This window comes from Curtobacterium flaccumfaciens, assembly GCF_004361695.1.
GTDB classification, from domain to species: Bacteria; Actinomycetota; Actinomycetes; order Actinomycetales; family Microbacteriaceae; genus Curtobacterium; species Curtobacterium flaccumfaciens_B.
In genome coordinates, this window is the sequence record NZ_SNVW01000001.1 from 417,764 (window position 1) to 443,675 (window position 25,912).

General features: G+C 71.3%; 21 protein-coding genes. 7 read left to right on the forward strand and 14 right to left on the reverse strand.

The window, feature by feature from the left end; genetic code table 11:
• Nucleotides 1-20: 20 nt before the first annotated feature.
• The 7 genes from EDF64_RS01905 to EDF64_RS01935 form a co-directional block, all read right to left on the reverse strand.
• Nucleotides 21-776 (reverse strand): hypothetical protein, encoded by a 756-nt coding sequence (locus EDF64_RS01905; RefSeq protein ID WP_133518391.1) that lies wholly within the window; start codon nucleotides 774-776, stop codon nucleotides 21-23.
• Nucleotides 773-1,330, reverse strand: coding sequence for a signal peptidase I (locus tag EDF64_RS01910; protein ID WP_133518392.1), 558 nt, complete (start codon nucleotides 1,328-1,330; stop codon nucleotides 773-775). The genes EDF64_RS01905 and EDF64_RS01910 overlap by 4 nt, the downstream gene beginning before the upstream one ends.
• 7 nt (nucleotides 1,331-1,337) lie before the next feature.
• A complete protein-coding gene (locus tag EDF64_RS01915) occupies nucleotides 1,338-2,030 on the reverse strand; it encodes an acyl-CoA dehydrogenase (protein WP_133518393.1) in 693 nt (230 codons plus the stop codon).
• Nucleotides 2,031-2,155: 125 nt separating this feature from the next.
• Nucleotides 2,156-3,004: a carbohydrate ABC transporter permease gene (locus EDF64_RS01920; protein ID WP_243736203.1), complete on the reverse strand. Its 849-nt coding sequence runs from the start codon at nucleotides 3,002-3,004 to the stop codon at nucleotides 2,156-2,158.
• Nucleotides 3,004-3,975: a carbohydrate ABC transporter permease gene (locus EDF64_RS01925; RefSeq protein WP_208108803.1), complete on the reverse strand. Its 972-nt coding sequence runs from the start codon at nucleotides 3,973-3,975 to the stop codon at nucleotides 3,004-3,006. The genes EDF64_RS01920 and EDF64_RS01925 overlap by 1 nt, the downstream gene beginning before the upstream one ends.
• Complete coding sequence (locus tag EDF64_RS01930; RefSeq protein WP_133518394.1) at nucleotides 3,972-5,291, reverse strand: ABC transporter substrate-binding protein; 1,320 nt, start codon at nucleotides 5,289-5,291, stop codon at nucleotides 3,972-3,974. The genes EDF64_RS01925 and EDF64_RS01930 overlap by 4 nt, the downstream gene beginning before the upstream one ends.
• Nucleotides 5,292-5,999: 708 nt before the next feature.
• Nucleotides 6,000-7,037 (reverse strand): LacI family DNA-binding transcriptional regulator, encoded by a 1,038-nt coding sequence (locus tag EDF64_RS01935; RefSeq protein ID WP_208108804.1) that lies wholly within the window; start codon nucleotides 7,035-7,037, stop codon nucleotides 6,000-6,002.
• Nucleotides 7,038-7,201: 164 nt separating this feature from the next.
• Here EDF64_RS01935 and EDF64_RS01940 point away from each other — a divergent pair, with 164 nt between their 5' ends.
• The 5 genes from EDF64_RS01940 to EDF64_RS01960 all read left to right on the forward strand — a co-directional run bounded on the left by EDF64_RS01940 (nucleotide 7,202) and on the right by EDF64_RS01960 (nucleotide 12,292).
• On the forward strand, nucleotides 7,202-8,431 hold the full coding sequence (locus tag EDF64_RS01940; RefSeq protein WP_133518395.1) for a sugar ABC transporter substrate-binding protein: 1,230 nt from the start codon (nucleotides 7,202-7,204) through the stop codon (nucleotides 8,429-8,431).
• A gap of 159 nt (nucleotides 8,432-8,590) precedes the next feature.
• Nucleotides 8,591-9,451, forward strand: coding sequence for a carbohydrate ABC transporter permease (locus EDF64_RS01945; RefSeq protein ID WP_133518396.1), 861 nt, complete (start codon nucleotides 8,591-8,593; stop codon nucleotides 9,449-9,451).
• Nucleotides 9,448-10,338 carry a carbohydrate ABC transporter permease gene (locus tag EDF64_RS01950; RefSeq protein WP_133518397.1) on the forward strand — a complete coding sequence of 297 codons (891 nt, stop codon included), beginning with the start codon at nucleotides 9,448-9,450 and terminating at the stop codon, nucleotides 10,336-10,338. Before EDF64_RS01945 ends, EDF64_RS01950 begins: the two co-directional genes overlap by 4 nt.
• 47 nt (nucleotides 10,339-10,385) lie before the next feature.
• Nucleotides 10,386-11,180 carry a ThuA domain-containing protein gene (locus EDF64_RS01955; RefSeq protein WP_133518398.1) on the forward strand — a complete coding sequence of 265 codons (795 nt, stop codon included), beginning with the start codon at nucleotides 10,386-10,388 and terminating at the stop codon, nucleotides 11,178-11,180.
• A gap of 5 nt (nucleotides 11,181-11,185) precedes the next feature.
• Nucleotides 11,186-12,292 carry a Gfo/Idh/MocA family protein gene (locus EDF64_RS01960; protein ID WP_133518571.1) on the forward strand — a complete coding sequence of 369 codons (1,107 nt, stop codon included), beginning with the start codon at nucleotides 11,186-11,188 and terminating at the stop codon, nucleotides 12,290-12,292.
• A 202-nt stretch (nucleotides 12,293-12,494) separates the two neighbouring features.
• Here the strand turns inward: EDF64_RS01960 and opgC are convergent, their stop codons facing one another.
• From opgC to EDF64_RS01980, 4 genes are all read right to left on the reverse strand, one after another.
• Entirely contained in the window at nucleotides 12,495-15,053 is a 2,559-nt protein-coding gene (opgC, locus tag EDF64_RS01965; RefSeq protein ID WP_133518399.1) for an OpgC domain-containing protein, read from the reverse strand.
• A complete protein-coding gene (locus EDF64_RS01970; protein WP_166645559.1) occupies nucleotides 15,050-15,463 on the reverse strand; it encodes an ATP-binding protein in 414 nt (137 codons plus the stop codon). Before EDF64_RS01970 ends, opgC begins: the two co-directional genes overlap by 4 nt.
• Nucleotides 15,460-17,487 carry a glycosyltransferase gene (locus EDF64_RS01975; RefSeq protein ID WP_432207007.1) on the reverse strand — a complete coding sequence of 676 codons (2,028 nt, stop codon included), beginning with the start codon at nucleotides 17,485-17,487 and terminating at the stop codon, nucleotides 15,460-15,462. Before EDF64_RS01975 ends, EDF64_RS01970 begins: the two co-directional genes overlap by 4 nt.
• A 280-nt stretch (nucleotides 17,488-17,767) precedes the next feature.
• On the reverse strand, nucleotides 17,768-18,577 hold the full coding sequence (locus tag EDF64_RS01980) for a TetR/AcrR family transcriptional regulator (RefSeq protein ID WP_133518401.1): 810 nt from the start codon (nucleotides 18,575-18,577) through the stop codon (nucleotides 17,768-17,770).
• A 158-nt stretch (nucleotides 18,578-18,735) separates the two neighbouring features.
• Between EDF64_RS01980 and EDF64_RS01985 the strand changes: the two genes are divergently transcribed.
• Nucleotides 18,736-19,665 (forward strand): NAD-dependent epimerase/dehydratase family protein, encoded by a 930-nt coding sequence (locus EDF64_RS01985; RefSeq protein ID WP_133518402.1) that lies wholly within the window; start codon nucleotides 18,736-18,738, stop codon nucleotides 19,663-19,665.
• Between the two features lie 56 nt (nucleotides 19,666-19,721).
• Here EDF64_RS01985 and EDF64_RS01990 read toward each other — a convergent pair whose 3' ends face one another.
• The 3 genes from EDF64_RS01990 to EDF64_RS18060 form a co-directional block, all read right to left on the reverse strand.
• A complete protein-coding gene (locus EDF64_RS01990) occupies nucleotides 19,722-21,044 on the reverse strand; it encodes a fibronectin type III domain-containing protein (RefSeq protein ID WP_166645560.1) in 1,323 nt (440 codons plus the stop codon).
• A 226-nt stretch (nucleotides 21,045-21,270) separates the two neighbouring features.
• A complete protein-coding gene (locus EDF64_RS01995) occupies nucleotides 21,271-23,076 on the reverse strand; it encodes a DEAD/DEAH box helicase (RefSeq protein WP_071294033.1) in 1,806 nt (601 codons plus the stop codon).
• Nucleotides 23,077-23,123: 47 nt separating this feature from the next.
• A complete protein-coding gene (locus tag EDF64_RS18060) occupies nucleotides 23,124-23,600 on the reverse strand; it encodes a MarR family winged helix-turn-helix transcriptional regulator (protein ID WP_166645561.1) in 477 nt (158 codons plus the stop codon).
• 96 nt (nucleotides 23,601-23,696) lie between these two features.
• On the opposite strand from EDF64_RS18060, the gene EDF64_RS02005 reads away from it, so the two are divergent.
• Entirely contained in the window at nucleotides 23,697-25,874 is a 2,178-nt protein-coding gene (locus tag EDF64_RS02005) for an MDR family MFS transporter (protein WP_133518405.1), read from the forward strand.
• Nucleotides 25,875-25,912: the final 38 nt, after the last annotated feature.

The window sequence follows — 25,912 nt, forward strand, 5'->3', positions numbered from 1 at the left end:
CCACGACCGCGACCGCGACGTCACGCGCTGCCCTCCCGGTCGTTCCGTCGCAGTCGCAGGGCCGCACCGGCGAGCACCGCGGCGAGCCCGACGAGCACCGGCCCGGCGAACCCGCCGCCGGTCCATGCCAGCACCGGGGGCAGCACCGACGCCTGACTCGGGAGCACGGCGGGACCGTGACTCCGCGCCGTGACGCCGACGCCGAGCCGGCCGTCGAGCCGACCGTCGAGCCGACCGTCGGGGCCGACCGCGCCGGCGGGACCGACCGCACCCGGGTCCGCCAGGGTCGACCGGACGAGCAGGTACGCGGTGCCGTCGCCGTCCGCGTCCGGGATCCGCACGACCGGGCTCGCTACCGACCAGTCGTCCGCCGGACCCGGCGACACCAGCTCCACGGCACCGGCCGGGCACACGGGTCCGCCGGCCCCGGCCGTCCACTCGCGGTCACAGGACGACACCGCGACCCGGAGCCCGCCTGGCACCCGGGCGAGGGCGCCGTCCTTCCGGACCTCCAGGTCGAGCGTGACCGGCTCGGGGCGCCCGTGCTCCGCGGTCTCGACGTCGGTCCGGACCTGCCACACCGTCTCGGTGACGCCGGCGGCCCCGGGCAGGGAGAGCGGCTCCGGACCGGTGTGCAGCACGAGGCGACCCGGTGCGCCGGTCTCGGGCACGGGCCTCCAGTCGGTCGCCGCCACCGCCACCGCGGTCGTGCCGAGGCCGGCGCACGCCGCCACCAACGCGGCGACGCCGGCGAGCACTGCGAGCCGGCGGGTCACGACGCGTCCTGCCGACGACGCTCGGGCCAGAACGCCCAGACCACGAGTCCACCGACGACGGCGAACCCGAGGCCGCGCGCGACGGGGCTCGTCGACGCCACGAGCACCGAGCCGAGCCCGGGGGCGTGCGCGAGGACGAGGCCAGCGCTCCGGACGACGTACGGGTCGCGGTCGTCCGTCGCGTTGTCGTCCCCGCGGAGGGTGAGCGATCGGGCACCGGCGTCACCGGCGACCCGGTCGACGGCGACGACGCGGTGCGTGACCGGCAGCGGCGACCCCGGGCGGGGCACCGTGACGACGTCGCCCGTGCGGACGTCGGCCGCGGGGACCTCGTGCGTGATCGCGAGCCCGCCGGCCGGGATCGTCGGCGCCATCGAGCCGGTCGTGACCACGACGAACGACAGCCCGGTGAGCGCGATCGCCACCCACCCGAGCAGGCACGCGAGCCCGATCGCGCCCGCGACGGTCACGACGACCGTGCGGACACGGTCGACGAGACGACGGGGAGGCGCCGCGTCCGGTGACCCGGACGCCGACGCCGTGGTGCCGGGCACCCCGGGCTCAGTCGGACTCGGCGGCGAACTGCCACGCGGGAGCCGCCGTCCGCCCCTGCAACACGTCGACCGTGGTGCCCGCCGGCAGCGTCGGCGACGTCGGCAGCGACACCTCGAAGCAGTACAGCTGCGTGGACGTCCCGCCGGCGGCCAGCCGCTGGGTCGCCGTCGCGGCCGTGCTGCCGAGCGGCCCGTCGGCGATGACGGCGGCCGGGGTGGCGAACGCGGTCGCGTCGCACGCCGCCGTCGTGCCGGTCACGGTGGTGACCCGCACCCGGAGCGCGTCCCAGAGCGCCTCGTCGGCATCGGTCACGGTGACGCCGTCCGCCGGCACGGCCGCACGGAGGGCCACGTCGCCCGCGATCGAGTCGGCCGCGGTCCGCAGGGCGACGGGCGCGTAGGCCGCGGTGCCCGGCGAGAGCGCGAGGGCGTCGACCGTGAACCGGAGCGCCTGACCCGGGTTCGTCTCGTCCGACGTGAACCCGGCCGCGGCGAACGGGGCGGTCACGTTCTGCTCGACCTCGAAGCCCGAGGTGCCGACGCCTCCCCCGCCGGAGCCGTCGCCGCCGAACACCCACTCGGTGTCCGTCCACGATGCGAGCGTGTAGCCGAGGCCGCCCACGACGAGGGCGCCTCCTGCTGCGAGTGCGAATGCCTTCGTGCGCCGCCGGGCGCGCACGACTGTCCTGGTGTCGGCCATCGACGAGTCTCCTGATCCGTGCCGCCGCCTGGTGGACGGACGGTCCGGGGTGGTTGGTCCCGGACCGTCCGCGTGCGACGTTCCCCCGATCCTGGCCGATCAATCCTGAGGAATCAACAAGGGATTCACCCCTTGACGGCACCCGACGTGAGGCCCGACACGATCGAGCGGCGGAACACGAGCACCAGGATCACGATCGGCACGGTGGCGGCCACGCTCGCGGCGAAGATCTGCGCGAAGGGCACCGTGAACTGCGTGCCGAACAGCGCGATGCCGACCGGGATCGTCCGGAACGAGTTCTCGCTGTTGAACGTCAGCGCCATCAGGAACTCGCTCCACGACGCGGTGAAGGTGAACACCCCGACCGTGAACAGTCCGGGCTTCGCCATCGGCAGGATCACCGACAGCACCGTCCGCCAGGCGCCCGCGCCGTCGATCTCGGAGGCCTCCTCGATGGTCGAGGGGATCCCGACCAGGTAGTTCCGCATGATCCAGATGGCGAACGGCAGGTTGAACGCCACGTACGGCACGATCAGGCCCGGGTACGAGTTGAGCAGCCCGAGGTTGCGCTCGAGCAGGTACAGCGGCGTCAGCACCGCGATCGCCGGGAACACCGAGAGCATGAGCAGCGACGTCATGATCGCCGTGCGGCCCCTGATCCACCGGCCGGCCAGCGCGTACCCGGCGAGGAACGCCAGCGCGAGCACGATCACCGTCGTCGACACCGACACGATGACGCTGTTCACCATGTACTGGCCGAGCGCGTTGTCGCGGAAGGCCACCACGAAGTTCTCGAGGGTGAACGACTGCGGCCACGCCGTCGGCGGCGACTGGCCGATCTCGGACGCCGGCTTGAGTGACGTCGAGAGGAGCCAGTACAGCGGCAGCGCCGTGAGCACCGCGATGACGACACCGCTGACGTTGACGGTGTTGACCCACTTGCGCCAGCCCTTGCGCACGCGTTGACGGGGCATCAGTCGTCCCCTCCCTTCGCCTGGTTCCGGAACGCCCGGAGGAACAGCAGACACCCGGCCGCGACGATGACCGCGGTGGAGGTCGCGATCGCGGCGCCCGGGCCGATGTTGATGTCCTGGAAGAGCACCTTGTAGCCCATGATCGCGAGCGACTGGGTCGCGGTGCCCGGACCGCCGTTCGTCAGCACGAACGGCAGGTCGAAGACGCCGAACGCCTGCAGGATGCGGAACAGCACCGCGATCGTCAGCGTCGGGGTGAGCTGCGGCAGCACCACGCGCCAGAACGTCTGCCAGGTGCTGGCGCCGTCGAGCTCGGCGGCCTCGTAGTGGTCCTCGGAGATCTGCACGAGCCCGGCGAGCAGGATGATCGCGACGAACGGCGTCGTCTTCCAGATGTCCGCGACCATCAGACCGGTGATCGCGGGGACCGGTTCGCCGAGGATCACCGGGGCGTCCCCGAACAGGCCGAAGAACCACGTCGCGACGCCGTAGGTGGAGTCGTAGATGTACTTCCACAGCTGCGCGTTCACGATCGTCACGAGCGACCACGGGATGAGCATGAGCGCGAGCATCCAGCCGCGGGTGGCCCCGAGCCGCTCGAGCACGAGGGCGACGAGCATGCCGAGCACGAGCTCGACCGAGACCGTCACGACCGTGTAGAGCACCGTGAAGCCGAGCGCCCGGTACCAGTCGGCGCTCTGCAGCAGGGCCGCGTAGTTGCCGAGCCCGAACGACTGGATCGTGAAGCCCTCGTAGCCGACCTCGACGTCCGCGAAGCTCAGGACGATCGAGTACACCACCGGGAAGATCGTGACCGCCGCCACGACCAGGAGCGCCGGGGCCGCGAAGCCCCACGCACCCCGCGCGCGGATGCGGTCGAGCCGCGACCGCCCGGTCAGGCGAGGCGGCGGATCGACCCGACCCGTGCCTCCAGGCCTGGTCTGCTGCCGCGTCGCGGTGCCGGCGCTCACAGTGCCTCACCCTGCAGGGCGAGCGCGATGGCGGAGGCCATCGTGCTCGTGCCGCCGTCCACGGTGGCCTGCCCACCGAGGATGCTGTTGCCGTTCTGGTAGACCCCCTGCGAGACCTTCGGGTAGTACGCCGTCGACGTCGGGCGGGGCACGAGCGTGATGCCGGCCGCGGTGTCGTACGTCGGGCGCTTCTGCGACTTCGCGTCCGCGCTGACGAGGCTCGCCGACCGGGCCGGCAGGACCCCGCCCTCGCGGGTGAGGAACTGCTGCGCGGTCTCGCTCGACATCCAGCTCGCGAAGGTCAGCGCCGCTGCCGGCTCCTGCGTGTGCGGGTTGATGTAGTTCCCCCACCCGCCGATCGTCGAGTGGTGCTCGTCCATGCCGTCGAACGTCGGTCGCGCTGCGAGCCCGACCTTGCCGGCCACCCGGCTGTCCGGGCCGTTCGCGATCCCCCACGCGTACGACCAGTTCCGGAGGAACGCCGCCCGGCCGCCGGAGAACGCGTCGTTCGTGTCCTGCTCCTGGTAGGTCAGGGTGGCCCGCGGGCTCGCGCCGTCGGTGATGAGCGAGCGCATGAACTCGAACGCCCGCTTCGTCTCCGAGCTGGTCGTCTCGGGCTTCGTCAGGTCGTCGTTGAGGAGCGAGCCGCCGGCGTCCGCGACGAACTCGGTCACGTTGCAGGTGAGGCCCTCGTAGACGTCACCCTGGAACGCGAACCCGTACGACACGTCTCCGGTGTCGACGAGCTTCGCGGCGGTCTCGCGCACTTCCTCCCACGACTTCGGCACCTGCAGGGAGTGCTTCGCGAGCAGGTCCTTGCGGTACAGGAAGAACGACTCGTCGATGTAGAGCGGGAACATGTAGTACGTCCCGTCGACGCTCGCCGCCTGCCGGAGACCCTCGGGGAACTGCTCGAAGAAGTCCTCCCCCACCAGCTGGTTCACCGGGGTCGCGAGCTTGTTCTTCGCGAACTGGCCGGGCCACGCGACGTCGCCGAGGTACACGTCCGGGGTGCTGCTGCCCGCGGCGATCTGGGTCGTCAGGCTCGTGCGGTTCGTGTCGGTGTCGCTCGGGGCGCTCACGATGCGCACGCGGATGTTCGGGTGCTCCTTCTGGAACTCGGCGATGAGCTTCCGCCGCAGGTCCCCGCCGTCCTTCGAGGCGACCTGGCCGGCCCACCAGCTGATCGTGACCTCGCCCTCTGGTGGGTCCGTCGGCCAGTTCTCCACCGTGGTGCGATCCGGGCGGGTGGAGCAGCCGGCGAGCAGCAGCACCCCCGCGCCTCCGAGCAGGAAGAGCCTGCGGTCGATTGCCATCCGTCCTCCTCGACGTGTGGAGCTGCGATCCTGTGCATCCACACAACCAACGCTCCCTGGGAGGGCGCGCAGTGCCGCGGGCGCGCCGCGGGCGCGGGCGCGCCGCGGGCGCGGGCGGGCGCAGGCGCGGGCGCGCAGTGCGCCGCGGTGTTCGCGCTGAGCGACAGTTCACGGGCTTGCGGGCCCGTGAACTGTCGCTCAGCCCGAAACGGGGCGGGCGGGGCGGGCGGCGCCGCCGGCGAGCGCGTCGGCGCGCGGCGGCTGGCGCGCTGGGGCTGGCGCCGTCGCGAAAGCGACAGATCCCGCCCTCGGGGCGGGTCCGGGCCGCGAAAGCGACAGATCCCGCCCTCGGGGCGGGTCCGGGCCGCAAAAGCGACAGATGGCCGCCATAAGTTCGCGGCGATCTGTCGCGTTCGCGAAACGGCCGGGACGGGCGGACGGGAGGCGCGGGACGGGGTCGACCCGCGCCTCCAGGCCGACAGATGGGCGCGATGGCGACAGCACCCGCCCCTGGCGGCGAGTCCAGGCCGCGAAAGCGACAGATGGCCGCCAAGAGTTCGCGGCCATCTGTCGCTTTCGCGAGACGGGCAGGGCGAGTGGGCAGGGCGAGACGGGCAGGGCGAGTGGGCAGGGCGAGTGGGCAGGGCAAGTGGGCGGGGGCGGGCGGACGGGAGGCGCGGGGCGGGGCCGCCACGCGCCTCCAGTCCGTCAGGGGGTCGGGGCCGTCAGGGGGGTCGGGGCAGGGCCCGTCGACTCGGCGGTCCGGAGCGTGCAGGGCAGGAGGAAGTGCGGCAGGTCGTCGGACGTGCCGTCGAGCTGCTCGATGAGCGCGTCGGCGGCCCGCGTGCCGAGCTCCGGGCCGGGCGCGACCATCGTCGACAGGCGCGGGGAGTGCTGGTCGGCGTTCGCCTCGGACGACGCGATGCTGAGCACCGAGACGTCCTCCGGTACCCGGAGTCCGGCCGCGTGCAGGCCGACGAGCAGCCCGGCCGCGGAGTCGTCCTTCATGACGAGCACCGCGCTGACGCTCGGGTCCGCCTCGAGCAGGTCGCTCGCCGCGTTCCGACCGCCGTCGCTGCCCGGGCCAGCGGTGACCACGGTGCCGGTGGCCCCGCGGTCGAGCATCGCCTGCCGGAAGGTGTCGTGGACGCGGAGGTGGGGCGCGTAGCCGGCCATCGGGGTGCCCTCGAGGTCCTCGAGGACGAGGCCGAACCGGCGGTGCCCGAGCCCCTCGAGGTGGTCGAGGCTGTCCTCGATCGTGGTCTCGAAGTCGATGTCGACGTACGGCAGCCCACTGCTGTCGCGGGTGCGCCCGATGAGCGTGAAGGGGACGCCGAGGTCGGTCAGGACGGCGACGCGGGGGTCGTCCATCCGCACCTCCATCAGGATGACGCCGTCCACGAGGCCGCCCGAGACGAGGTCGTCGAGGTCGTCGCCCGCCGGGTCCACGGGCCAGAGCACGAGGTGGTACCCGCGCTCCGACGCACGCTTGGCCGCGCTCATGAAGAACTGCGAGGTGGTCGGGCTGAAGCGGTTGCCGGTGGTCGGGAAGAGCAGCGCGATGATCCGGGTCCGCCGGCTCGCCAGTGCCCGCGCGACGACGTTGCCGCGGAACTTGAGCTCACGCATGGCCGCGGTGACCCGGGCCGTCGTCGCCGGGGTGACGTACTTCGTGCCGTTCACGACGAAGGACACCGTGGCGATCGAGACGCCCGCTCGGTCGGCGACCTGCTGCATCGTGGCCATGCGGGTCAGCCTAGCTTCCAGCGGGCGTCCAGTGTGCGAGAAAAGCGCTTTACAGGTGAAGCGCTTTTCTGTTAGCTTCTCGCCTCAAGAGCACAGCGACGATGACGTCAGCGGCCTCGTCGATGCGTGCCTGTCCCAGCATCCGTCAAGAGAAGAGCTCTGCAATGAAGCACAAGTTCACTTCCCCGTCGCGTCGGACGCGTGCACTCGTCGGCGCCGTCGCCGTCGTCGCCACGATCCCCCTGGTCCTGGCCGGTTGCTCCGGCTCCGGTTCTGCCTCGACCGACTCGAAGACCCTCACGATCGAGGACTACTACGACGCGAACTACAACCCGGTCTACAAGCAGTGCGCCGCCACCATCGGCGCGAAGCTCGACATCAACCACGTCGCCGGCGCCGGCCTCATCGCGAAGGTGCTGCAGCAGGCATCGTCGAAGACGCTGCCCGACGTGCTCATGCTCGACAACCCGGACGTCCAGCAGATCGCCTCGTCCGGCGCCCTGTCCGACCTGTCGGCGTACGGCCTGAACGCCGACGGCGACGTCCCCGGCGTGAAGGCCGCGAGCACCTACAAGGGCAAGCTCTACGGTCTGCAGTCGAACACGAACTCCATCGCGCTCTACTACAACAAGAAGCTGCTGGCGGACGCCGGCGTCCAGCCGCCCAAGACGTGGGACGAGCTCAAGGCCGCCGCGAAGACGCTCACCAAGGGCTCGACCTACGGCTTCGCGATGAGCAACATCAACACGTACGAGGGCACCTGGCAGTTCCTGCCGTTCTTCTGGTCGAACGGCGGTGACGAGAAGAACATCGCCACCCCCGAGGCGACCCAGGCGCTGCAGCTCGTCGAGGACCTGCAGGACGACGGCTCGATGTCGAAGAGCTCGATCAACTGGGCCCAGGCCGACGTCAACAACCAGTTCCTGGCCGGCAAGGCCGCGATGATGATCAACGGTCCCTGGCAGCTGCCGGCGCTCAACGAGAAGAAGAGCCTCGAGTTCGACAGCGTCCCGATCCCGACGCGCACCGGCGAGGCCACGGTCGCTCCGCTCGGCGGCGAGGCGTTCACCGTCCCGCAGACCGGCGACAAGGACAAGATGCAGCTCGCCGGCAAGTTCGTCGGCTGCCTCCACACGCAGAAGATGCAGAAGGCCCTCTCCGAGGTGAGCGGCAACGTGCCGACCAACCTCGAGGCCGGCGCAGCCTGGGCGAAGGACCACCCGCAGGTCGCCTCCTTCGTGACCACGGTGCAGACCGCCCGCGCCCGCACCGGTGAGCTCGGACCGGACTGGCCCAAGGCCGCCACGAAGATCTACACCGCCGTCCAGCTCGCCCTCACCGGCAAGGCCAGCCCCGAGGCAGCGCTCAAGCAGGCGCAGTCGCAAGAGCAGTAGTCAGCGCACGAGCAGTGGGGAGCCGGCCGTCCGGTCGGCTCCCACCCGCGTGGAGGAAAGGACCCCGGCGTGAGCGCCTCGACACAGACACGACCACGGACGACCCTGCCCGTGACGACACCCCGACCCGGGCAGCGACGCGCCCGGTTCCGATCCGGCATGACCCGATGGCTCTTCGTGGTGCCGGCCGCGATCTTCGTCGCCGTCTTCTTCGGCTACCCCGTCGTGAAGAACGTCATCATGTCCTTCCAGGACTACACGACGGCGACGTTCTTCACGGGCGAGGCCCCCTGGGTGGGTCTCGGCAACTACATCTCGGTGTTCCAGAGCTCGGTCTTCACGACGAGCCTCGTGAACACCGCCCTGTTCACCCTGGGCTCGATCGTCCTGCAGTTCGTCATCGGGCTGAGCCTCGCGCTGTTCTTCCGGCGGCACTTCCCGCTGTCGGGCTTCCTGCGCGGGCTGCTGCTCCTGCCGTGGCTGCTGCCCCTCATCGCCTCGAGCGCGGTGTGGAAGTGGCTGCTCGACCAGGACAGCGGCGCCCTGAACCAGCTGCTCGGGCTCGTCGGCATCGCCCCGGTGCCGTGGCTCGTCAGCCCGAGCCTCGCGCTCATCGCGGTGATCGGCGTCAACGTGTGGCTCGGCATCCCGTTCAACACCACGATCCTGTACAGCGGGCTGCAGTCCGTGCCGCCGGAGCTCTACGAAGCCGGTTCGCTCGACGGCGCCACCGGGTTCAAGGCGTTCTGGTACATCACCTGGCCGAGCATCCGGTCGGTGGTCAGCGTCGTGATCGTGCTCGGGGTCGTCTACACGTTGAAGGTCGTGGACATCATCCTCGGCCTGACCGGCGGCGGCCCGGCGAACTCGACCCAGACCCTCGCCACGAACGCGTACCACCAGTCGTTCGTCAACTTCCAGTTCGGCATCGGAGCCGCGGTGAGCAACGTGCTCATCGTCGTCTCGTTCGTCTTCGCGATGGTCTACATCGCGATCTCCCGGAAGGCGGTCGACGAATGAGCGTCGGAATCGCGAACCAGACCGTGACCGCCACCCGCGCGATCACGACCGACCGGACCGCACGGCCACGGCGACCACGCGGCACCGTGAAGGGCATCCCCCTCACGATCCTCGGCATCGTGTTCCTGGCGATCATGGTGTTCCCCGTGTACTGGATGGTGAACACGAGCCTGCAGGCCACGTCCGGTGCCGCGACCGCGACCTGGTTCCCGTGGAGCCCGACGTTCGCCGGGTACCAGGCGGCGTTCCAGCAGCAGGGGCAGAACTTCGTCTCGAGCATGATCATCGGGCTCGGGACGGTGGTGCTCACGCTCGCCGTGGCGACACCGGCCGCCTACGGGCTCGCCCGGTTCCGGATGCGCGGCACGCGGGTGTTCCTGCTCGTGCTGCTCATCACCCAGATGATCCCGGCGATCGTGATCGCGAACGCGCTGTACACCCTGTTCAACAACGTCGGGCTGCTCAACAGCTACATCGGGCTGATCCTGGCGGACAGCGCGGTGCAGGTGCCCTTCGCGATCCTGCTCATGCGCGCGTTCATGGAGTCGATCCCCCCGAGCCTGGTCGAGGCGGCCCTCGTCGACGGCGCCAGCGACTTCCGGGCGTTCGTGTCGATCGTCGTCCCGATCAGCCGGAACGCGATCGTCACCGCGGCACTGTTCACGTTCCTCGGCGCGTGGGGCGACTTCCTCATCGCGCTCACCCTGACGTCGACCCCGGCCGTCCGACCGATCACGCTCGGCATCTACAACTACATCGGCACGAACGTCACCGACTGGGGGCCCGTCATGGCGACCTCGGTGCTGGCGTCCCTGCCGGCTGCCGTCCTGCTGGTCTTCGCGCAGAAGTACATCTCCGCTGGTGCCCTCGGCGGTGCCGTCAAGTGACGGCCCCGGACCGACTTCACCAAGCACCACCGTCTGAAAGGCACATCATGACCACCACCCCGCTGCGCATCACCGTCTGGGGCGAGAACGTCCACGAGCAGGTCGAGCAGCACGTCGCGGAGCGCTACCCCGACGGCATGCACGGCGCGATCGCGGACGGCATCCGCGAGAACCTGCCGGACGCCGTCGTCCGCACCGCCACCATGCAGGAGCCCGAGCACGGCCTGACCGACGCGGTCCTCGCCGAGACGGACGTCCTGACCTGGTGGGGGCACGCCGCCCACCAGGACGTCGACGACGCCGTCGTGGACCGCGTGCACAAGCACGTGCTGTCCGGCATGGGGCTCGTCGTGCTGCACTCCGGCCACTGGTCGAAGATCTTCGGCAAGCTGATGGGCACCACCTGCACGCTCCGCTGGCGCAGCGAGCACGACCAGGAACTCGTCTGGACCGTGAACCCGCAGCACCCGATCACCCGCGGCGTCCCGAACCCGATCGTCATCCCCGAGCAGGAGATGTACGGCGAGTACTTCGACGTCCCCACCCCCGACGAGCTCGTGTTCATCTCTGGCTTCACCGGCGGCGAGGTGTTCCGGAGCGGCATGACGTACCGCCGCGGCCTCGGGAAGATCTTCTACTTCTCCCCCGGCGACCAGGACTTCCCCGTGTACCACCACAAGGACGTCCGCCGGGTGATCGCGAACGCCACCGAGTGGGCACGACCGGAGCGCGAGCGGGAGATCCCGACGCTCCGCCGCTACGACCTCGGCGAGTACTTCGACGGCCAGCACTACCGCGGCCCGTTCGACGACGCTCCGGTGGCCGAGGGGGCGCAGGCGTGACGGCGTTGCGCGTCGTCCAGGTCGGTGCCGGCGGGATGGGCCGGGCCTGGCTCGGCACCGTCGCCGCCGACCCGGACGTCGAGCTCGTCGGCATCGTCGACCTCGACCTCGACGCAGCCCGAGCAGGCGCCGTCGTCGCGGGCGACCCGTCGATCCCGGTCAGTACGGACCTGTCGGCACTCATCGCCGACACCGGTGCCGAGGCCGTCCTCGACATCACGGTGCCGGTCGCGCACCACCCGGTGACGCTCGAGGCCCTCCGCGCCGGGCTGCCCGTCCTCGGCGAGAAGCCCGCCGCGCAGACGGTCGCCGAGGCACTCTCGCTGGCGGCCGCGGCCGAGGCCACCGGCAAGCTGTTCATGGTGTCGCAGTCGCGCCGCTACAACGACCAGCTCGTCGCGTTCCGGCAGCACGTCCGCGACCTCGGGGACATCGGCGGCCTGAGCACGCGCTTCGCGAAGGCCCCGCACTTCGGTGGCTTCCGCGAGGAGATGGACGACGTCCTCCTGCTCGACATGGCGATCCACGCGTTCGACTCCGCGCGGTACGTGCTCGAACGCGACCCGGTCTCGGTGTACTGCGAGTCGTGGAACCCGTCGTGGTCCTGGTACCGCGGCGACGCGGCGGCCGCGGCGGTCTTCGCGTTCGAGGACGACGTCCGGTACGTCTACGACGGCTCGTGGTGCGCGCCCGGCGCGGAGACGTCGTGGAACGGCGACTGGCGCGCGTCCGGCGCGTCCGGCACCGCGCTGTGGGACGGTGACCACGACCCGTGGAGCGACCTCGACGGCGTGCCGGGCACCCCTGCGGCAGCCCCGAGCGTGGGGAGCGAGATCGCCGGGTCGCTCGCCTCGTTCGTGCGGGCGGTCCGCTCCGGCGACACCCCGGACGGCGAGGTGCACGGCAACGTGATGAGCCTGACGATGGTGGACGCGGCGATCGCCTCGGCCCGGTCGGGGCGGCGCATCGTGATCGACGAGGTGCTGGAGCAGGCGCACGCCACCGCGATCGCGGACGAGCAGGACCCGGCGATCCGCGAGCGGCTCACGTCGTGGGCGTCGGTCCGCGGCGCGCTCGCGACGGGGTCACCGGACGCGGCCACGGTCAGCTGACGTTCCGCGCGGCGAAGGTCGTTCCGCGCATGGGAAGACGTTTCGCGCGTAGGGAGCAGGAAGTTCTTGCCCACTACGCGCGATTCGGCTTTCCAGGACGCGTGCGATGGGCAGGAACGTCACGACGCGACCGGCTGACGGACGGGAGGCGCGGTGCCAGCTGGCACCGCGCCTCCCGTCCGTCACGGCGCGGGTCGCGCGATCAGCGCGGGATGACCGAGAACAGGAACCGCCGCCGGATCATGTACCAGACCAGCAGGATGAGCGCCGAGTGCACGGCGAAGCCGATCCAGGCGTTGTACCAGTCGACGCCCGGGATGGACGCGATCGCCAGGGCGAAGAACACCTGCCAGACGAAGACGTAGAGGCTCGCCTGCCCGATCGGGATCCACAGCCAGCCGATGACGGCCGCGATCGGCTTCCAGAACACCGTGAGGATCGCGTACGACACGATCGCGAAGAACGCGATGTCGACCAGGCGGCCCCACTGCAGGTCCACCCGCTGGTACGCCGTGTTGTACAGCTGGTCGTACATCGACGCCGGGAACGGCACGGGCGTGAAGCCGTACTGGTTCGCGGCCCAGACGTACGCCAGGAAGAGCGCGTACCCGCCGATGCCGACCCCGACGAGGACCTTCCCGAGCCGGCCGGTCAGTGCGCCGATGATCTGCCGTCGGTAGTACCCGAGCACGAGCCCGTGTGTGAAGACGACCTGCCAGGTGAGCAGCGGGAACACCGACTCGAACTGCGAGTTCAGCGGCCGGAAGTCCGGGTTGAGCGCCTGGAACACGTACAGCGCCCAGCTCACGATGAGCAGCGCCCACCAGAATCCGCGGCGGATCACCCAGAGGAACGCCGGGATGAACAGGCTGAGCACCACGAAGAGGCCCATGATGTTGAACGGCCAGGGACCCATCTCGAGCAGCAGGAACTGCCGGATCGCGTACCAGGGCGGCGGGTAGGCGAGGAGCTGCATCGCGTTCGGGTACAGGTCGTAGACGCGCCCCTCGGCCCCGACGCCACCGGTGCCGGTCCCCCGGTCCGTGAAGGTGGTGATCGCGTCGGTGTTCAGGAACGGCACGAAGCTCAGCGCGAAGACGACCAGGATCACCGCGAGCGTGACGAGGTACTGCTTCCGCGCACGCTTCCAGGCACCGACCGCGGCGACCCACTCGCCGAACTTCTTGATGGCGAACGGGTACGTCATGCCGAGGACCATGCCGGACAGGAACACGAACATCTCCGCGCCGGTGATCGCCCCCACGGCGTGCAACGTGATGTACGAGTACGGGCCACCGATCTCGATGTGGGTGATCACCACCGCGAGGATGATGAACCCGCGGAACAGGTCGAGCCGGAGGTCGCGCCCCGGCTTGCCGTCGTCCGGGTACCGCCAGCTCGGCAGCAGCCGGCCGAACAGCCCGCTCAGCAGGAACACGACGGCGAGCCCGACCGCGCACCAGACGATCCACGCCATCTGGTCGCCGCCGGTGTCGTACTGCTGGTCGGTCGCGGCGGCTCCGTCCTGCGGCGTCACGCGCTCGGTGACCGGTCCGAACACGAAGTGGTCGGCGCGTTCGAGGTCGGTCCGGAACGACCCGGCGATCCCCGGCGCGGCCGTGTCCCGCCAGTCGGCGACGCGGCCCGCGGCCTCGGGTTCACGGCGGTTCGTCTCGAGGAACGTCACGCCCCGGACGAGCGGACGGTCCTGCACGGCGGCGATCACCTGCCGCCACCAGCCCTGCTTCACCGCGAGCTCGTCGGCACCACGGAGCGAGTGGTCGTACAGGGCGCCGGTGTCGAGCAGCATCGGCCGGTCGTCGGCCGCGGCGAAGCGGTCGTAGAAGGTGCCGGGCTGCGGTTGCTCGTAGCCCCAGGTCTCGTCGATGCGCCCGGCGACCTCGCCGGCATCGGGCACGTCGTTCCGGGTGAGCGGGACGTCCCGCCCGGCGGCCTCGGTCGCCTTCCCCTTGCCGAACGAGTACATCGACAGCCCGACCCAGTCGACGGACGAGTCGCCCGGCCAGTACGGCTCGTACGGGTCGTCGGCGGCGGTGAGCTGTCCGTCGCCGTTCGTGTCGAGCTTCGCGACGTCGGTCGCCGACAGGTCCCGCAGCCTCCCGGCGGACTCGCCGAACGGGTAGCCGGCACCGTACGAGGGCGACCACACCATCAGGGCGTCCGAGTCGCCGTCGTGCACCGCGGTCGCCAGGGTCCGGAAGGCCGAGACGAACTGCGTCGGCTGCTGTCCCCAGCGCACCCACGTGCCGTTCATCTGCGGGGCGAACCGGACGAGCACCTGGGTGTCGTACTGGTCGTGGACCTGCTCGAACAGGGTGTTCGCCGCGCGGGCGTCGGCCGCACTGAGGGAGCGGAGCGACCGGTCGGGCTCGAGGCTCACGACGAGGACCGCGCCCTGCGTCGCCGCCGCCCGGGTCGCGCGGAGGAACTCCTTCCGGGCGCTGCGGTCGAGGGGGTACTCGATCTCGACGCCGTACATCGAGGGGGTCGCGCCGAGTCGTCCGGCGTACCCGTCCGGGGCGTCGTCGCCCCAGTCGATGTCGGGGCCGAACCAGGTCTTCCCCGCGGGCGGCGTGACGGACGCAGCGGGGCCGGTCGAGGCGGTCGTTCCGGCGGTGGCGGAGCCGGTCGCGGCGGACGCGGCGGCGGCCTGGACGGCCGATGCGGGCAGGGCTCCGCCGAGCAGCAGCGTGCCGACCACGACGAGGAACGCGACGACCCGGGCCGCCTGTCGCCTCACCGCGAGCACGCCAGCGTCCAGATGTTCCGTCCGCCCTCGTGCCGGTGCTCGAGTCGGTCGAGCGCCGCGATCGCGAGGGCGAGGCCACGGCCGCCCTCCTGGTCGGGGTCGGCCATCGTGACCGCGGCGAGGTCCACGTCGGCGGGCAGCCCGTTGTCGGTGAGCACGGCGACGAGCTCGCGGTCGGTCGCGTCGAGTTCCACGGTGTAGCGCCTGCCTGCTTCCTGGTCGGTGCGTCGGGTGTGCTCGACGATGTTCCCGGCGATCTCGGTGACCGCCGTCTCGAGGCCGAACCGGAGCCGGACGTCCTCGATCCCCAGGGTGTCCCACCACGCGCCGAACCGGTCCTGCACGAGGTCGAGGGACTCCACGGTCGCCGGCACGTCGAACGTGGTGCGTGCCTGGCTCACAGCGGACCCCCGACCGTGCTCGACTCGTGCTCGGACTGCACGGTGCCCGGTCCGGGGCCGCGGTACAGGACCGCGCGGACGACGATGCTGAAGATGAACAGGTCGAACACCACCCACGCGGTGTTCACCAGCGGGGCGATGCCCGACGCCTGCCCCGTGAGGTACCGGATGCCGATGAGGACGAGCGCGGCGACGAGAGCACCCATCGCGTACAGCTGCGGCTTGACGAGGTCCCACCGCGGCCGCTGCTCGGACTCGTCACGGACCTTCGGCGTGACCCGGAAGCCGAGGGGCTTGCCGCGGAACACGTTCTCGAACGCGCTCGTCACCGACTCGATCCAGACCGGGAAGAGCGCGAGCGAGTACTGCTGCCCGCGCCACGTCGGCCGACCGGCGGCGACGACCCAGAACAGCAGCTGGTTGAGGACGAGGAACGGGATGAGTCGGGCGAAGAAGTCGACACTGTAGGCCTGCACCGGGACGACGCCGAACGACAGGCAGAGGACCGGGGCCGCGATGTAGACGATCGCGGCGAACCCGGACAGGTAGCTCCACATCGTCGAGAAGTACATGAGCCGCTGCCCCCACGACAGGCCCTTCTGCACGAGCGGGTTCTCGCGGAAGAACACCTGCATGGTCCCCTGCGCCCAGCGGAGCCGCTGCACGAGCATGGTCGGCAGGTCCTCCGGTGCCAGGCCCTTCGCGAGGATCTCGTCGTGGTACGCGGACCGCCACCCGAGGCCGTGCAGGCGCATGGCGGTCGCCATGTCCTCGGTGACCGAGATCGTCGCCAGCGGCATGATCGGCTGGGCCTCGTCGTCGCGGTTGACGTCGAGGGCCCGGGCGAGGACCGCGATGGACTCGATCGCGGCGACCGGTGAGGCCTCGCGGCGACCGAGCACGTCGAGCGCCGCGTCGTCGAGCCCGGCGAACGTGTCCGCCTCGGTCGACATGGCCGCGAGCTCCTGCAGGTCGTTCCGCACCGACTCGAGGTCGGACGCGGCGAACCGGAACGCGATCGCGTCGATGCCGCGCTGGAACCCGTACGTGACGTCACCGAGCGGTTCGCCGCGCTGCACCTGGTCGCGTGCCCGGTCGACGACCGCCTCGGCCTCGTCCAGGGCACCGAGCACCCGCGGGTCGGTCTCGGTCTCGCGGGCCCGGGCGAGGAGCTTCCGCGAGGTCTTGATGGTCCGGGCCACCGAGGCCTCGACCTCGCGCACGTAGCGGGTGACGCCGAGCTGCATGAGCGCCTCGCGCCGGAGGACGGCGTTCGACCCGCAGAAGAACGCGGCGTTCCAGCCGTCCTTCGACTGCTGGATCGGCCCGTAGAAGAGCGGCGCCTGGCTGCCGAGGAGGTCGGCGTCCGGCACGTTCTCGAACCACTGCGGTGTCTGCACGAGCGCCATCCGGGGGTCCTTGAAGTACCCGAGCGTCCGGTCGAGGATCGACCGGTCCGGCACCTGGTCGGCGTCGAGGATGAGCAGGAACTCCCCCTGGGTCGCGAGCAGCGCGTTGTTGAGGTTGCCAGCCTTCGCGTGCCGGGGCCGATCGACCCAGTCCGCGCCGCGGGTGATGACCCCGATGCCGAGCGACTCCGCCGCGGCCCGCATCTCGGGACGGTCGCCGTCGTCGAGGATCCACGTCTCGTGCGGGTGCGAGATCGCCTTCGCCGCGCGCGCGGTCCGGACGACCAGCTCGACGGGCTCGTTGTAGGTCGTGATGAAGACGTCGACCGTGACGTCCGGCGACGGCTTCGTCGGCGGCTCACCGCGCTCCCGGAGCCGCCACGCGCCGAACGCGAAGAGCAGGGAGTCGATGACGCTGTACGTCTCGGCGAGGATGAGCGGCACCGCGATCCACCACGAGTGCCAGTTCACCGAGGCGGCCCACCGCCACACGACGTAGTTCACGCCGGCGAGCGAGGCGAGCAGCGCGACGGTCCGCACCGTCACGAGCCGCCGCCGGGACGTCCCGGTGGTGAGACGGCGCTGGTCGCGGCGGCTGAGGTCGACGGCGGTCACCGGGCGGCTCCGGCCGCGGGGTCGCCGAACGTGCTGCGTCGCAAGCGTGCCTCCTGATCACCGGGCCCCCGGCCACCGCGCGCGCCCGAGGGGTTGGTTCCGTCCGGGCGTCGGCTCCGGGGTGCGGACGCGTCGGTCGTGCGCTCGGGTCGTCGGGTCGGCCAGGGCGTCCCGACCTGTCTACCGCACGTCGGCCCCGCTCGTCAGGCAGCGCGCTCTGCGGCGAGTCAGGCGTACGGCGCGGCCCGGCCCGGCCCGGCCCGACCCGGCGCGCTCCCGCTCAGTCGAACGTCGCGGTGAAGCCGGCGTCGGACGCGAGCCGGGCGACGACCTCGTCGAAGTAGGCCGCGCCGTCCGAGACCGACCCGACGAAGTGTCCGAACAGCTCGAACGAGATCGTCCCGAACACCGTCGTCCACGCCATCAGGGTCCGGACGAGGACCTCCTCCGGCAGGTCGAGGCCGAGCGCGCGCAGGGTGGCGACCCCGTCGGCGACGGCCGAGCCGACCGCCCCGGGTGCCGCCGTCGGCGCGGACGGTGATCCGTGCCTCCCGGCAAACGGATGCGCGACCGAGCGTGCGTCCGCGACCGAGCGCGCGTCCACGTCCGCGCGTGCCTCCACGTCCGAGCGCGCCTCCACGTCCGTCCGCGCCGCCGCGACCGCGTCCGCGACGACCCGGACGATCGCCAGCGTGGTGCGCGTCGCCGGCTCGACCGTCTCGCGCGGCGCGACGTACCCCGGCACGGGCGAGCCGAACAGCAGCGCGAAGTCGCCCGGGTGTGTGATCGACCACGTCCGGATCGCGCGGCACACCGCGACCCAGCGTCGACCGGGTTCCGGTCCGGCGGCGGCGTCGGCGGCCTCGACCGCCGCCCCCAGCTCGTCGTAGTCGGCGACGAGGAGCGCGGTGAGCAGGTCGTCGCGGCTCGGGAAGTACCGGTACACGGCCGAGGACACCAGCCCGACGTCGCGGGCGACCGCGCGCAGGCTGAGCTGGGAGGGCCCCTCGGCCGTCAGCCGTGCGCGTGCGGCGGCGAGGATGCCGTCCTGCACGGTGCGTCGTGCGAGCTCGCGAGCCGTCGGTGCCATGACGTCCACCCTGCCACGAGAGAGCACTGCACACAAATGCGAGCAGTGCTCTTGCGGATGCGACACAACCGGTGCATGCTCACTGCAGAGAGCACTGCTCTCTGAGAGGAAAACACGACCACGACCAGGACGCGACCAGTCCGAGGAAGCAGGAACCCATGTCCCAGCACCACGTCATCGTCGGCGCCGGTCCGGTGGGCCGGCACGTCGCCGCCCTCCTCACCGAGCGCGGCGACCGCGTCACCGTCGTCACCCGGTCCGGCCGTGACACCGGCCTGCCCGGCGTGCAGCACGTCGCACTGGACGCCTCCGACGCGACGGCGCTCACCCGGGTCACGGAGAGCGCCGCGGTCCTGCACAACTGCGCGAACCCCGGCGACTACACGCAGTGGGAGCGGGTCTGGCCACCGCTGGCGGACGCGCTCCTCACCACCGCCGAGCGCACCGGCGCCACCTACGCCATCACCGGCAACCTCTACCCGTACGGCCCCGTCGACGGTCCGATGCACCCAGGGCTGCCGGACGCCGCGACCGACCACAAGGGAGTCCTCCGAGCACGCCTCTGGGCCGACGCCCGCGCCGCCCACGAGGCCGGCCGCCTCCGCGCCGTCGAGGTCCGCGCGGCCGACTACGTCGGACCCGGCATCGGCGACAACGGCCACGTCACCCGCGTGCTCCCCGCCGCGCTGCGGGGCAAGGCGGTGACGATGATCGGCCGGACCGACCTCCCGCACAGCTTCACGGACGTGCTCGACGTCGCCCGCACGCTCGTCGCGGCCGCCGACGACCAGGGGTCGCACGGGCGCACCTGGATCGTGCCGAGCAACGAGCCGCGGTCGCAGCGGCAGGCGGTGACGGAGATGCTCGCCACCGCCGGCCGGCCGCCGGTCACCGTCCGGCGCCTGCCCGTCGGCGCGCTCCGGGCGCTCGGCCTGGTCGCACCGATGCCGCGCGAACTCGCCGAGATGGGCTACCAGTGGACGGCGCCGTACGTCGTCGACGACCGCGAGAGCCGAGCGCGGTTCGGCATCGAGCCGACGCCGTGGGACGAGGTCTGCCGACGCACGGTCGCCGGACTGGCCGTGTGACGGACGGGAGGCACGGTGCGGGCCCGCACCGTGCCTCCCGTCCGCCCGTGGTCCGGTCAGATCACCAGCAGGCGCGTGAACTGTCCGGTGCTGAGCTGCTGCGCGACGCCACCGGCGGCCGGCAGGCGCCAGAGCCCGGGGGTCGCGCCGGAGGCGACGTCGATGAACACGTCGCCGGCGGCGTCGGCGGCGCCGACGTGCGTGCCGCGGCCCTCACTGGTGACGCCGCTCGTCGTCCGGTCCACGATCGTGCCGTCGAGCGCCCGCGAGAACAGGTGCCGGACCGTCTTGTCGGCCTGGCAGCCCGTCGGGCTGGCGTCGGCGGGTGCCGCGCACCACCCCTCGGACTGGGCGAGCAGGAACGACTGGTCGTTCGTCGCCGCGTACTCGAACGCGAGACGCGTGACCCCGTCGACCAGGGTCGACGTGCCGGCCGGCAGCGCCTGCCAGTACGACGCACCGGACGCGCCCGTGGACCAGTAGTCGAAGTACAGGGTGCCGGAACCGTCGGCCAGCAGCGCAGCGAACGTCGCGTACGCGGGCTGCTGGACGGTGCGGGTCGTCTTCGTACCGTTCGGCGCCACGCTCACGACCGTGGCGGCCGTCTGCATCGGGGCCGCAGCGGTGAAGGCCGAGACGGTGCCGTCACGGCCGACCGCCCACGCCGTGCCCGCTGAGGGGATGATCGCCACGGGGGCGCCACCAGCGACCGGGAGCTTCGTGACCGCACCGGACACCGAGTCGACCCAGTACAGGTTGCCGGCGACGTCGGAGCGCAGATCAACGGAGAGGTGCAGGCCGGTCGCGATCGTCCGGGAGGCGCTGCCGTCTGCCGGGTACATCACGATCGAGGTGCGGTCGGCCGAGGGCACGAACACGTCGCCCACGTCGTCCGCCGTGTAGCCGGCGCCGTTCGGGGCGACCGTCTTCGGGGTCCCGGTGCCGGTCGTCGGGTACCGCACGACGGCGCCGCTGCCGTCGAGGGCGAACAGGGACTGGACCGTCCGCACCGAGGTCGGGGCGGTGTACCGCACCGCGACGGCGGGGCCGTTGCCCCGTGCGCCGACGGCACGGACGCTGAACGTGTAGCGCGTGCTCGGCGTCAGCGCGCCGAACCGGTCGGAGCGGGCCGGCGCGGGCAGGCGGTCGACACCCTGGTCCGGCTGTCGCTCGGCCGGTGTGACGGTGACACGCCACCCGGTGACCTTCGCACCCGACTTCGGTGCGGCCCAGGTCACGGTCGCGCTGTCGGCGGCTCCGGTGACCGTGACGGAGGTCGGTGCGCCGGGCACCGACGAAGAGGGAGCCGCCACGGCCGGCGACACTCCCCCGATGACGAGCGCCACCGCGGCTGCGGCGGTGACCAAGGCTCTGTACACGTGCGTCCCCTGTTCGTTCCCGCGGCTCGGGCGTCGCGGCTCCGGGTATCCCACCACCGATGGTGTCCCCGCAGGGGCCCCGACACCGATCGTGCGGTCCACCGTGCGCCATCCCGCAACGACGGACGGGAGGCACGGTGCCAGCTGGCACCGTGCCTCCCGTCGGTCGTCGTTCGCGTCAGCTTGCTCGGGTGAGTTCGCGTGAGCTTGCTCGCGTGAGTTCGCGTCAGCGGCGGGGCTTGCGCTCCGGACGGTCGTCTCGGTCACGGTCACGGTCGTCGCGGTCGAAGCGACGCCCACCGCCGCCACCGCCCCGGCGGTCCGGCTTGATCTCGATGAGCTTGCCGCTGATCCGGGTGTCCGTCAGGCGGTCGAGCACGCCGCCGTCCATGTCGGCCGGCAGCTCCACGATCGAGAAGTCCGGCTGGATGCGGATCGCGCCGAAGTCGTCGCGGCGCAGGCCGCCCTCGTTCGCGAGCGCGCCGACGATCTGGCGCGGCTCCACGCGGTGCCGACGGCCGACCTCGATGCGGTACGCGGTCATCGGCTGCGAGCGGCGCGGGCCACGGTCCGGTCGGTCGCCGCGGTCGGAGCGTCCGCCACGGTCGTCGTCGCGGTCACGGCGGTCGCTGCTGCGTCCGTCGCGGTCGACGCGGTTCCGCAGCTCGTCGGCCTTCGGGTCGAGCAGCAGCGGGTCTGCGCCCTGCGCAACGACCGCCAGCGCGGCGGCGACGTCGTCGGCCGGCACGTCGTGGTGGTCGACGTAGTGCGCGATGATGTCGCGGAACGCGGTGATCCGGTCCTGCTGCTCGAGCGCCGCGGTGATGGCGTCGTCGAAGCGCGTCAGGCGGGTCTCGTTGACGTCCTCGATCGTCGGCAGCTGCATCTGCGTGAGCGGCTGCTTGGTGTGCCGCTCGATCGCGGACAGCAGGCGGCGCTCACGCGGGGTGACGAAGCTGATCGAGTCGCCCGAGCGGCCGGCGCGGCCGGTGCGGCCGATGCGGTGCACGTAGGACTCGATGTCGACGGGGATGTCGTAGTTCACGACGTGCGTGATCCGGTCGACGTCGAGACCGCGGGCCGCGACATCGGTGGCGACGAGGATGTCGAGCTTGCCGGACTTCAGCTGGTTCACGGTGCGCTCGCGCTGGGCCTGGGCGACGTCACCGGAGATCGCGGCGGCGGCGTACCCGCGGGCGCGGAGCTTCTCGGCGAGGGTCTCGGTCTCGCTCTTCGTGCGGACGAAGATGATCATGCCCTCGAAGTCCTCGACCTCGAGGATGCGGGTGAGCGCGTCGACCTTCTGCGGGTACGACACCATGAGGTAGCGCTGCGTGATGTTCGCGGCGGTCTTCGTCTTGGTCTTGACGGTGATCTCGGCCGGGTCGTTGAGGTACTGCTGCGAGATGCGGCGGATCTGCGCGGGCATCGTCGCCGAGAACAGCGCGACCTGCTTGTCGTCCGGCGTCTCGGCGAGGATCGTCTCGACGTCCTCGGCGAAGCCCATCTTGAGCATCTCGTCGGCCTCGTCGAGCACGAGGTACTTCAGCTGCGACAGGTCGAGGGTGCCCTTGGCGATGTGGTCCATGATGCGACCGGGGGTACCGACCACGACGTCGACGCCACGGCGGAGGGCGGACAGCTGCACGCCGTAGGCCTGGCCGCCGTAGACGGGCAGCACGTGCACGTGCTTCATGTGGGAGGCGAACTGCTCGAACGCCTCGCAGACCTGCAGCGCGAGCTCGCGGGTCGGGGACAGCACGAGGGCCTGCGGCACCTTGGCGCCGGCCTCCATGCGGGACAGGATGGGCAGCGCGAAGGCCGCGGTCTTGCCCGTTCCGGTCTGCGCGAGGCCGACGACGTCGCGCCCCTCGAGCAGCGTCGGGATGGTCGCCTCCTGGATGGCGGAGGGCGTCTCGTAGCCGATGTCCTTGACGGCCTTGAGCACCGCGTCGCTCAGGCCGAGGTCGGCGAAGGTCACCACGGGCCCCTCGTCGGCGGTCTCGGTGGTGGTAACGGTGTCCGTGCTCATGCGCAAACGGTATCTCGAATACGCCGTCAGCAGTGACGGTCGGGTCCTCAGGCCGACTCGCCCCGGGCCGCGGCACCGATGCCGAGCACGGTGTCGGCGCGGTCGTTGAGGCGGGCGAGGAGACCGGCGAGGGTGTGCAGTTCCGCCGTCGCGAAGGCCTGGGTGAGGTCGTCGAACACCTCGGCACCGGCGACGTCGAGCGTGTCGAGCAGCTTCCGGCCCGCGGGTGCGATCGACACCAGGCTGGCGCGGCCGTCGGCAGGGTCCGGCTCGGTGCCGAGGTACCCGGACTCTACGAGCGACGCCACCCGGCGGCTGATCACCGGACGGGAGAGCCCCGTGGCGTCGGCGATGGCCATCGAGCGCACCGCGCCGAAGTGGTCGACCGCGCGAAGGATCACCCGTGCCGTGGGGTCGAGGCCACCGCGGGACTCGATGAGCGACGACCGAAGGGTCTGCCGCACCCACAGGCGGTCGAGCTGGGCGCGGAGGAGCCGTTCGGCGTCGTCCCGGTCGTCGGTCACGCCGTCAGCGTACTGGGCAGATTTAGTTGCTTGCTGGAAGCAATAGATGTAGCGTTGCGCGGTCTGCAAAGTTACACAGCACGAAAAAGGAGTTCGATGACCGCCACCGCACCCGTTCCGGTGCAGCACGGCCGGCACTCGTCCGAGGCCCCCGTTGCCTCCGGCGCCCCCGGCCAGCAGCCGCTGATGACCCACCGCCAGATCCTGCTCGTGATCTACGGGCTGATGGCGGGGATGTTCCTGTCGTCCCTCGGGCAGACGGTGTTCGGCACGGCGATCCGGACGATCGGTGACGACCTGCACGGCCTCGACCAGCAGGCCTGGGTCACCACGGCGTACCTCATCACCTCGACCATCGCGACACCGATCTACGGCAAGCTCTCGGACATCTTCGGCCGTCGCCCGCTGTACATCTTCGGCATCGTCGTGTTCATCCTCGGCGCCGTGCTGTCCTCGATGTCCACGTCCATGCTCATGCTCGCCGGCTTCCGCGCCGTGCAGGGCATCGGCGCCGGTGCGCTGATGTCGCTGCCGCTCGCGATCATGGGCGACATCCTCGCTCCGCGCGAGCGTGCCAAGTACCAGGGCTACTTCCTCGCCGTGTTCGGCATCTCGAGTGTCATCGGCCCGCTCATCGGCGGTCTCCTCGCCGGAACCTCCGAGATCCTGTGGATCACCGGGTGGCGCTGGGTGCTCCTCATCAACGTCCCGATCGGCGTCGCCGCGCTCATCATGGTCATCGTCTTCCTGCACCTGCCGAAGGTGCACGGTGCGGACGCCGCGAAGCCGAAGGTCGACTGGTGGGGCGCGACCGCCGTCATCGTCACCCTCGTGCCGCTGCTGCTCGTCGCCGAGCAGGGCCGGACCTGGGGCTGGGGTTCCCCGGCCGCCATCGCCTGCTACGTCATCGGCGTCGCCGGCCTGATCGGGCTGCTCCTCGTCGAGTCGAAGATGGGCGACGCGGCGATCATCCCGCTCAAGCTCTTCCGCTCGGGCACGTTCTCGATGGCGACCGTCATCGGCTTCCTCGTGGGCTTCGCGATGTTCGGCGCCATGCTGACCATCCCGCTCTACCTGCAGATCGTCGTCGGCCTCACCCCGACGGAGTCCGGCTTCGCGACGCTCCCCCTCGTTGGCGGCCTGATGATCGCCTCGATCACCTCGGGCCAGATCGTCGCCCGGGTCGGCCGCTACCGGATCTTCCCGGTGATCGGCACGGCGCTGGTCTCGTGCGGCTACGTCGTCCTGACGTTCATGACGATCGACAAGCCGCTCTGGTTCCTCATGATCGGCATGTTCCTCATCGGCCTCGGCCTCGGCTCGGTCATGCAGTCGCTGACCCTCGCCTCGCAGGGCTCCGTCGAGGCCCGGGACATGGGCGTCGCCACGTCGTCGGCCACGTTCTTCCGCCAGATCGGTGGAACGCTCGGCACCGCCGTGCTCCTGTCCATCCTGTTCTCGGTGATGCCGGCGAACATCCTGCACGCCACCGCGAACCAGAAGGACCTCGGTCCGGCGCTCGACGCCGCGCTGAACCCGACCGTCGCGAGCGCGAAGGCGAACCGTGGCGCGATGGACAAGATCTGGACGCCGATCGTCACGCCGCTGACGAAGACCGTGCAGTCGCAGCTCGACGCCGCCGTGGCGACCGCCGACCAGACCGCCGTCGCACAGGTCACCGAGCAGGTCACCGCGGCCGTGCAGCAGCAGGTCGCCGCGGGCGCCGTGCCGGCAGCCACCGCGCAGTCCGTGATCGACCAGCAGGTCGCCGCCGCCACCCCGGCGGCCGAGGCCGCCGCACGTGACGCCGTCGCCTCGAAGGCGCACGCCTCCGTGCAGGGCGACACCGTGTCCGTCGACTGGTCCGACGCCACGCAGCGCTCGTACTGGGTGGAGCAGCTGACCCCGGAGCTCGCGAAGAAGGTCGACGACGGCAGCACGCAGAACGACAGCGCCACCAGCACGAACGACACCTCGTTCCTGACCGGTGCCGACAGCCGCCTGACCCGGCCGTTCATGGCGGGCTTCAACGCCTCGTCCGTGACGATCTACTGGGTCGGTCTCGGCGTCATCCTGCTGGCGTTCGTCCTCACCTGGTTCTTCCGGGTGCCGCCGCTCCGCCAGCGCTCCGCCCTGCAGGAGCGCGCCGACGCCGCCGATTCCGCCGGACCCGACGCCGAGGCGCAGCTCGAGGCGTCCGCCGGCATGGCGGCCGCCGAGGCGGGTTCCTTCACCGGTCCGATGACCGGCTCCACGCCGACCCAGCGTCGGTGACCGACCGGGGCGTCCGTCCGTGCCCCCTTTCCGGGCGG